A 9055-nucleotide genomic window follows, 5' to 3' on the forward strand; every position below is an offset into this window, starting at 1 on the left:
CGACCTGCTGCCGGAGCGGGCCCTCGCCGGGGACGCGGAGGCGCGGCGGCGGCTGCGGCACGACGTCTACGCGACGCTGGTACGCGCCGGCGGGGAGCTGCTGGAGACGCTGGACGCCTTCTTCACCGCCGGCGGCACGCTGGAGAGCGCGGCCCGTGCCCTCTTCGTGCACCCGAACACGGTGCGCTACCGGCTGCGGCGGATCTCCGAGGTGACCGGGTTCTCGCCGCTGGTGCCGCGCGACGCGTTCGCGCTCCAGGTGGCGTTGACGGTCGGCCGTCTGGACCCGGTGGTCCCAGTGGTCCCGACCCAGACAATGACCCCAGGCGTCAGCAAAACGTCACAGAGAAGTGACGACCACCGCCGATTTTTGTAGGATCCCTCCAAAGGTTCTAGTGCGGTTTGGTCGGGGGCGGCACAGCGCTACCCGCGCGTATCCAGGAGAGTCATAGACGTGCTCGCCGTACTCTCTCCCGGCCAGGGTTCCCAGAAACCCGGCTTCCTGACTCCCTGGTTGGACCTGACCGGCACCGAGGCGCGACTGCGCTGGTGGTCGGCTCTGGCCGGGGTCGACCTGGTACACCTCGGTACGGCCGCGGACGCCGACGAGATCAAGGACACCGCCCGTACCCAGCCGCTGCTGGTCGCGGCGGCGCTGCTCGCCGCCGAGCACCTGCCGATGTACGACGTCACGCTCACCGTCGGCCACAGCGTCGGCGAGCTGGGCGCGGCGGCGCTCGCCGGGGTGCTCCCGGCGGAGGCCGCGATCACCCTGGCCGGCGTACGCGGCCGGGAGATGGCCGCCGCCTGCGCCCTGGAGCCGACCGGGATGGCCGCCGTGCTGGGCGGGGACCCGGACGAGGTGCTCGCCGCGATCGCGACGCACGGGCTGCACCCGGCCAACCGCAACGGCGCCGGCCAGATCGTCGCCGCCGGCGCGGTGGCCGGGCTGGAGAAGCTCGCCGCCGAGCCGCCGGCGAAGACCCGGGTCATCCGGCTCCAGGTGGCCGGCGCCTTCCACACCCCGTACATGGCTCCCGCCGAGGCGGCGCTGGCCGCGGTCGCCGCCGGGATCACCCCCGCCGACCCGACCCGGATCCTGCTGTCCAACCTCGACGGCGCCGCGGTCAACCACGGCCGGGACATGGTGCAGCGCCTGGTCCGCCAGGTCACCGCGCCGGTCCGCTGGGACCTCTGCATGCGGACGCTGGCCGACCTCGGGGTCACCGGCGTGATCGAGCTGCCGCCGGCCGGCACCCTCGCGGGCCTGGTCAAGCGGGAGCTCAAGGGCACCGCCGGGGCCCCGGAGATCGTCACCCTGAACACCCCGGACGACCTGCCCGCCGCCCGGGACCTGATCGCCCGGCACGGGATGGCGCCGAGCCACGAGCCCACCATGCACTTCCGCGTGGTGGTGGCCCCGTCGGCCGGCACCTTCGAGCCGGCCGACGGCCTCGCCGAGGGCGAGACGCTCCGTTCCGGCCAGGTCGTCGGCAGCGTGGTCACCCGGCAGGGTCCGGTCGAGGTGACCGCACACGGCAGCGGCGTGCTCACCGAGTGGCTCGCCCACCACGACGACCCGGTGGCGCCGGGTCAACCGCTCGTCCGCATCGGAGGTCACGCATGAGCGTGCACCGCGAGCGGATCATCACGTACGTTCCGAACGTGTCCCGGGTCGGGACCGACCGTAGGGAGGGCACGGCATGACCGGCAGCCGGATCGTCTCGCTGGGGCACTACCAGCCCTCCCGCGTGGTCACCAACGACGAGATCGCCCAGCTGGTGGAGACCAGCGACGAGTGGATCCGCGACCGGGTCGGCATCGCCACCCGGCGGATCGCCGACGGCGAGACCGTGGCCGACATGGCGGCGGCCGCCGCCGGCAAGGCCCTGGCCAACTCGGGCCTCACCGCCGCCGACATCGACCTGGTCGTGGTCGCCACGTGCACCTCGGTCGACCGCAGCCCCAACGTGGCCTGCCGGGTCGCCGCGAAGCTCGGCATCACCGCCCCGGGGGCGTACGACATCAACACCGCGTGCTCCGGCTTCGCGTACGCGCTGGGCACCGTGGACCACGCCATCCGGGCGGGCGCCTCCCGCAACGCCCTGGTCATCGGCGCGGAGAAGCTCTCCGACTTCACCGACTGGACGGACCGCTCGACCTGCATCATCTTCGCCGACGGCGCGGGCGCTGCGGTGGTCACCGCGACCGCCGAGGACGAGCCGGCCGGGATCGGCCCGGTGGTCTGGGGCTCGGTGCCGGAGCGGGGCGACGCGGTACGCATCGAGGGCTGGCGCCCGTACGTCCAGCAGGAGGGGCAGTCGGTGTTCCGCTGGGCCACCACCGAGCTGGCGCCGCTGGCCCTGCAGGCGTGCGAGCGCGCCGGAGTGGCCCCGTCGGAGCTGGCCGCCTTCGTGCCGCACCAGGCCAACGCCCGGATCATCGACGGCATCGCCCGGCGGCTCAACATCCCGGACGCGATCATCGCCAAGGACATCGTCGAGTCCGGCAACACCTCGGCGGCGAGCGTGCCGCTGGCCCTGTCCAAGCTGGTGGAGCGGCGGGAGGTGCCCTCCGGCGCCCCGGTGCTGCTGTTCGGCTTCGGCGGCGGCCTGACCTACGCCGGTCAGGTCGTCCGCTGCCCCTGAAGACCCCCTCCGGCGCGCCAGCGCCGGGGAGTGACGGCCGGCGTCGCCGACCGTCGAGCAACCCCCGATGAAAGGAACCAACCGCAATGACCCGTGACGAGATCACCGCCGGCCTCGCCGAGATCCTCGAAGAGGTTGCCGGGGTGAACCCGGACGACGTGGCCGAGGGGAAGTCCTTCACCGACGACCTGGACGTCGACTCGCTCTCCATGGTGGAGGTCGTGGTCGCGGCCGAGGAGAAGTTCGGCGTCAAGATCCCGGACAACGAGGTGCAGAACCTGAAGACCGTCGGGGACGCCGTCAGCTACATCGAGGCGCAGTCCTGATCATGGCTCACACCGACGTCGTCGTCACCGGGCTCGGCGCGACCACCCCGCTGGGCGGGGACGTCGCGTCGACCTGGGACGCCATGCTCGCCGGCCGCTCCGGGGTGAGCGCGCTCACCCAGGAGTGGGCCGCGCAGCTGCCGGTCCGGATCGCCGCCCAGCTGGCGGTCGATCCGGCCGGTTTGCTCGACCGGGTCAAGCTGCGCCGGCTGGACCGCTCCGAGGCGATCGCGATCATCGCGGCGCACCAGGCCTGGGCGGACGCCGGCCTGGCCGACTCCGGGCCGGACCCGGAGCGGCTGGGTGTCAGCGTCGGCTCCGGCATCGGCGGCGCCCTGACCCTGCTCGCCCAGGACGACATCCTCGAGGCGTCCGGGCCGCGCCGGGTCTCCCCGCACACCATCCCGATGCTGATGCCGAACGGACCCGCCGCCTGGGTGGGGCTGGAGCTGGGCGCCCGCGCCGGGGTCCACTCCGTGGCCAGCGCCTGCGCCACCGGCGCGGAGGCGATCGCGCTGGGCATGGACATGATCCGTGCCGGCCGCGCCGACGTGGTGGTGGCCGGTGGCACCGAGGCCGTCATCCACCAGCTGCCGATCGCCGGCTTCAGCTCGATGCGGGCCATGTCGACCCGCAACGACGAGCCCGAGCGGGCCTCCCGCCCGTGGGACAAGGGCCGGGACGGGTTCGTGCTCGGCGAGGGCGCCGGCATCCTGGTGCTGGAGCGGGCGGAGCACGCCGCCGCCCGGGGCGCCCGGGTGTACGCGCGGCTGGCCGGCGCCGGCATCACCTCCGACGGCTACGACATCGTCCAGCCGCACCCGGAGGGGGCGGGCGCGATCCGGGCCATCGCCAAGGCGATCGCCGACGCGGACGTGGCGAAGTCCGACATCGTGCACGTCAACGCGCACGCCACGTCGACCCCGGTCGGCGACATCGCCGAGATCAAGGCGCTGCGCCAGGCGCTCGGCGACCACCCGGTGCTCAGCGCGACCAAGTCCATGACCGGTCACCTGCTCGGCGCGGCGGGCGCCCTGGAGTCGATCGCCACGATCCTGGCGATCCGGGACGGTGTCGTACCTCCGACGATCAACCTCGATGAGCCGGACGACGGGCTCACCCTGGAGGTGGCCGCCAACAAGGCGCGCCACATGGACGTCCCCGCCGCACTGAACAACTCGTTCGGCTTCGGCGGACACAACGTGGCTCTCGTCTTCACGCGGGCCTGAGACCACAGCCTTGGAGGCTCACGTGACCACCACCGCCGTCGCCGCGGACACACCCACCGTGGACTACCGAGGTCCGGAGCTGCGGCTCCGGGCCCTGTTCGACGCGGGCTCGCTGCGTCTGCTGGCACCTCGCGACACCTCCGGCGTCCTCTGGGCGCGGGGTGAGATCGAGGGCACGCCCGCCATCGCGTACGCCACCGACGCGACGAGGATGGGCGGCGCGATGGGCACCGAGGGGTGCCGGCACGTCGTCGACGCGATCGACACCGCCGTCCGGGAGCGGGTGCCGGTGCTCGGTCTCTGGCACTCCGGCGGCGCCCGGCTGGCCGAGGGCGTGGTCGCGCTCGACGCCGTGGGCCAGGTCTTCGCGGCGATGGTCCGGGCCTCCGGGCGGGTGCCGCAGATCTCCGTGGTGCTCGGCCCGGCGGCCGGCGGTGCGGCGTACGGGCCGGCGCTGACCGACATCGTGGTGATGAGCGGGGCGGGCCGGATCTTCGTGACCGGGCCGGAGGTGGTCCGCAGCGTCACCGGCGAGCAGGTCGACATGGAGCGCCTGGGCGGCCCCGAGCCGCACGGGCGGCGCTCCGGGGTGGTCCACGTGACCTGCCCCGACGACGAGGCGGCGATGGTCGAGTCGCGCAAGCTCGCCGCGCTCCTGGGCCACCAGGGCCGGCTCTCCCCGGACGACGTGCCGGCCCTCGCCGAGGAGGGGCACGACCTGACCGCGAAGATGCCGGCGGAGACCAACCGGGCGTACGACGTGAAGCCGGTGGTCAAGGCGCTGCTCGACGCCCCGGGTGTGGAGCTGCACGCCAAGTGGGCGCCGAACGTCGTCACCACGCTGGGCCGGTTCGCCGGCCGCACGGTCGGCGTGATCGCCAACAACCCGCTGCGCCTCGGGGGCTGCCTCGACGCGTCCAGCGCCGAGAAGGCGGCCCGGTTCGTGCGGATGTGCGACTCGCTCGGCGTGCCGCTGATCGTGCTGGTGGACGTCCCCGGCTACCTGCCCGGCCTGGGCCAGGAGTGGGACGGCGTGGTCCGGCGCGGGGCGAAGCTGCTGCACGCCTTCGCCGAGGCGGTGGTGCCGCGGGTGACCCTGGTGACCCGCAAGGCGTACGGCGGCGCGTACATCGCGATGAACTCGCGCTCGCTCGGCGCCACCGCGGTCTTCGCCTGGCCGAACGCGGAGGTCGCGGTGATGGGCGCCAGCGCGGCGGTGAACATCCTGCATCGCAAGAAGCTGGCGGCCGCCCCCTCTGAGGAGCGCGAGGCGTTGCGCGCGCAGCTGATCGAGGAGCAGATCCGGGTCGCCGGCGGGGTGAACCGGGCGCTGGAGATCGGCGTGGTGGACGACGTCATCAAGCCGGCCGAGACCCGGCGCCGGATCGCCGAGGCGCTGGCCGCCGCCCCGGCCGCCCGGGGCGCGCACGGCAACATCCCGCTGTAACCGGTCGTAGGAGTCGACGGGGCCCGCGCTCGGTGAGCGCGGGCCCCGCGGCGTCTCAGCCGCGGTCGCGCGATGCCGCCTGGCCGCGCGCTCGTTGCCCCGGGCGGTAGTTGCCGGTCGGGCGGGGGCGACCGGTTACCGGTCTTGACTCTCCAGCGGCTGGAGACGGGAGGCTCTGCGACGTGGACGACCGCACCGAACTGTTCACCATCGGGCAGCTCGCCCGGCGGACCGGCCTGACGGTCCGCACCATCCGGTTCTGGTCCGACCTCGGCCTGCTTCCGCCGACCGCCCGCTCGGGCGGTGGGTACCGGCTCTACGACGCGGCCGCCGTGGCCCGGCTGGACCTGGTCCGGAGCCTGCGCGAGCTGGGAATCGGCCTGGACGACGTGCGCCGGGTCCTGGAGCGGCGGAGCAGTGTCCCGGAGGTGGCGCGGGCGCACGCGCGGGCCCTGGACTCCGAGATCCGGACGCTGCGGCTGCGCCGGGCGGTGCTGCGGTCGGTCGCCCGACGTGGCAGCACGACCGAGGAGTTGAGACTGATGAACGACCTGGCCCGCCTCTCCGCCCGGGAGCGGCAGCAGATCATCGACGATTTCGTCGCCGAGGTCTTCGGCGGCGTGGATTCCGGCCCGGGCGGCGAGGGGCTGGCCCGGGCGATGCGGGCGCTCCCCGCGGACCTGCCCGACGAGCCCACCGATGAGGAGGTGGACGCCTGGGTCGAGCTGGCCGAACTGGTCGGCGACCCGGACTTCCGTCGGCGGGTCCGGGCGATGGCGGTGGCCGGTTCGACGTCCGCGGCGCAGCCGCCGCCGGAGCCGCTGCCGTCGGTCGAGCCGGCCCGGGCGGCGCTGGCGGCCGGGATCGCCCCGGACTCCGCCGAGGCGCGGGCGGTGCTGGACGAGCTGGTGGACCCGGCGCTGTCTCCCGACGAGCGGGTCGCGCTCGCCGAGCGGATCGCCACCTTCACCGACCGGCGGGTGGAGCGGTACTGGCAGCTCATCGGGGTGCTCAACGGTCAGCCACCGTTCCCGCCGACCGTGCCGGCGGTGGAGTGGCTGGTCGCGGCGCTGCGCGCGGCCCGCTGACCGGACGGGGTTGACGTTCCGCCCGGCGACCGGTTTGCTGTCCGGGCTGAAGATCGTCAACGGGGAATGGACACCATGGATCGACGTACCCACGCCGCCGCGCTGGCGGCGCTCACCATCGCGCTGGTCGGCGGCTGCGCCGAGCAGCAGGAGCCGAAGGCCGCCCCGGCCTCACCCTCGGCCTCGCCGAGCCCCACCGCGTCGCCGGTGACCCCCGGGCCGCCGTGGCACGACGAGGTGGCCGCCGCCCCGGCCGGCGTCACCGTCGGCAGGAAGGGCACCGCCTGCCCGCTGCCGGTCACCTTCTCGGTGCCGAAGGGCTGGAAGGTCGAGGCGGTCACGGCCGACGCCACCGTGGGCAAGGCCACCATGTTGTGCGAGATCGACGCCCGGCCCGCCGGCGGCCTCGGGTTCCTCCGGGTGTGGCGCGTCAACGGCGTCGCCGGGGGCGGCCAGGAGCACCTGGAGCACTTCGTCGACGCGTACTCGCCGAAGGCGACGGGCGTGGAGTACCGGCGCCTGCGGGCCGGCACGGTGGACGCCGTGGAGGCGAGCTACACGCAGGACGGCGACCTGGACCGGGCCGTGGCGTTGTCCTCGCTCTACGGGCCGGTCGTGCTGAGCCTGGACGCGCCGGACCCGCAGGAGCTGCTGCCGGCGTACCAGCTGGTGAAGCACTCGGCGAAGATCAACCGGGACTGACGGCGGTCAGCCGCCGCAGGTGGTGGCGGGCAGGCCGGTCACCGGCACCGGGGACCGGCCGCCCGGCTTCGCCTTGCCGGCCAGCACCCGGGCGAGCGCGGTCATCGACGCCCGGCTCGACGAGTAGGTCGCCAGCAGGGTCGGCGACTTCGCCGTCGCCAGCACGTACGGGGTGTCCATGGCGACCGTGACGGCGGCGTCGGCGCGCAGGTCGGCGCCGCCGTCGCCGTAGCCGACCAGGTGCACCACCGTGCCGCCGCTGGGCACCACCTTCACCCCGGCCGCGCTCAGCGCCTCGGTCAGCACCGCCCTGGTCCGGTCCCGCCCGCCGGAGGAGGTGACGGTCACCGGGCCGCGGACGCCGACGCCGCAGGAGCCGCGCAGCAGGGTCACCGCCGCCGCGGCCAGTTCCTCCGCCGCCTTCCGGTGGGCCGGGCCGCCCAGCGTGGACAGCTCGGGCGCGGGCCGGTCGGCCAGCGTGAACTTCATGGTCAGCACCCGGGTGACCGCCTCGACGAGCCGGGCGCGGGGCAGCGAGCCGTCGCGGAGCGCGGCGAGCAGCCCGTCGTACGCCTGGCCGACGTGCGGCGTCATCAGGATCAGGTCGTTGCCCGCCTTCAGGGCGCGGACGGCGGCCTCCCCCGGCGCCCAGCGCTTCGCCGGCGGCATGTTCATCCCGTCGGTGATCACCACGCCCTTGAAGCCGAGCTGGCCGCGGAGCACCTCGGTGAGCAGCTTGTGCGAGAAGGTCGCCGCGGTGCCCGGGTCGACCGACCGGGTGTCGAGGTGGGCGGACATGACCGCCATCGCCCCCGCGTCGATGCCGGCGGAGAAGGGCGGCCACGCCCCGGCCTCCAGCGCCGCGCGGGACTGGTCGAGCACCGGCAGGTCCTTGTGCGAGTCGGTGGCGCTGTGGCCGTGCCCGGGGAAGTGCTTGACCGTGGCGGCGACGCCCGCGCTCTGCAGCCCGCGGACCGCGCCGGCGACCTGGGCCGCGGACCGCTGGGGATCCGCGCCGTACGACCGTGAGCCGATCACGGTGCTGCGGGTGGCGAGCACGTCGGCGACCGGGGCGAAGTCCAGGTTGACGCCCATCGCGGCGAGTTCGGTGCCGGCGGCCCGCCAGGCGGCCTCGGTGAGTTCCGGCCTTCCGGCGGCGCCGGCCGCGAGGGCGCTGGGCAGCAGGGTCACCCCGTCGGTGATCCGGGTGACGACGCCGTACTCCTGGTCGGTGCCGATCAGGAACGGGGCCGCGCCGGTGGGCAGCTTCCCGGCGGCGTCGCGCAGGCCGGTGGTGAGCGCGCGGACCTGCTTCGGGTTGTCGACGTTGGTGGTCTCCTGGTTGCCGCTGGTGGGGTCGTCGGCGCTGAAGCCGACCAGGATCAGCCCGCCGAGCCGGTACTTCGCGATCATCTCGGCCGGGGTGTCGACGCCGGCCAGGGCGCGGTTGCCGGCGGCGGAGCCGGGCGAGACCCTGGTCGCCGCGTCGCCGTAGGCGTACGGCATCAGGACCTGGCCGACCAGGTCCTCGTCGGTGAGCGTGGCGACCAGGGCCGCGGCCCGCGCGGCGGGGTCCCCGGCGGGGGCGGCGGTGCCCGCTGTCGGGCCGGCCGCG

The 9055-nt window shown here is 74.6% G+C and carries 9 protein-coding genes; 8 read left to right on the forward strand and 1 reads right to left on the reverse strand.

What is annotated here, in order from left to right:
* From NCC78_RS22520 to NCC78_RS22555, 8 genes are all read left to right on the forward strand, one after another.
* The coding region (locus NCC78_RS22520; protein ID WP_250796866.1) for a PucR family transcriptional regulator at window positions 1–376 on the forward strand (376 nt) is incomplete at its 5' end.
* Window positions 377–454: 78 nt separating this feature from the next.
* Window positions 455–1627: an acyltransferase domain-containing protein gene (locus NCC78_RS22525; protein ID WP_250796868.1), complete on the forward strand. Its 1173-nt coding sequence runs from the start codon at window positions 455–457 to the stop codon at window positions 1625–1627.
* 76 nt (window positions 1628–1703) lie between these two features.
* Window positions 1704–2648 carry a beta-ketoacyl-ACP synthase III gene (locus NCC78_RS22530; RefSeq protein ID WP_250796870.1) on the forward strand — a complete coding sequence of 315 codons (945 nt, stop codon included), beginning with the start codon at window positions 1704–1706 and terminating at the stop codon, window positions 2646–2648.
* Between the two features lie 86 nt (window positions 2649–2734).
* On the forward strand, window positions 2735–2974 hold the full coding sequence (locus NCC78_RS22535; RefSeq protein WP_007072348.1) for an acyl carrier protein: 240 nt from the start codon (window positions 2735–2737) through the stop codon (window positions 2972–2974).
* Window positions 2975–2976: 2 nt separating this feature from the next.
* Complete coding sequence (gene fabF, locus NCC78_RS22540) at window positions 2977–4203, forward strand: beta-ketoacyl-ACP synthase II (RefSeq protein ID WP_250796872.1); 1227 nt, start codon at window positions 2977–2979, stop codon at window positions 4201–4203.
* A gap of 22 nt (window positions 4204–4225) precedes the next feature.
* Window positions 4226–5650: an acyl-CoA carboxylase subunit beta gene (locus NCC78_RS22545; protein ID WP_250796873.1), complete on the forward strand. Its 1425-nt coding sequence runs from the start codon at window positions 4226–4228 to the stop codon at window positions 5648–5650.
* 182 nt (window positions 5651–5832) lie between these two features.
* Window positions 5833–6738 (forward strand): MerR family transcriptional regulator, encoded by a 906-nt coding sequence (locus NCC78_RS22550; RefSeq protein WP_250796875.1) that lies wholly within the window; start codon window positions 5833–5835, stop codon window positions 6736–6738.
* A 75-nt stretch (window positions 6739–6813) separates the two neighbouring features.
* On the forward strand, window positions 6814–7440 hold the full coding sequence (locus tag NCC78_RS22555) for a lipoprotein (RefSeq protein ID WP_250796877.1): 627 nt from the start codon (window positions 6814–6816) through the stop codon (window positions 7438–7440).
* A gap of 6 nt (window positions 7441–7446) precedes the next feature.
* Here the strand turns inward: NCC78_RS22555 and NCC78_RS22560 are convergent.
* Window positions 7447–9055, reverse strand: a 1609-nt coding sequence (locus NCC78_RS22560; RefSeq protein WP_250796879.1) for a glycoside hydrolase family 3 protein, incomplete at its 5' end; no start/stop codon positions are given.

The organism is Micromonospora phytophila (assembly GCF_023656545.1).
GTDB classification, from domain to species: Bacteria; Actinomycetota; Actinomycetes; order Mycobacteriales; family Micromonosporaceae; genus Micromonospora; species Micromonospora phytophila.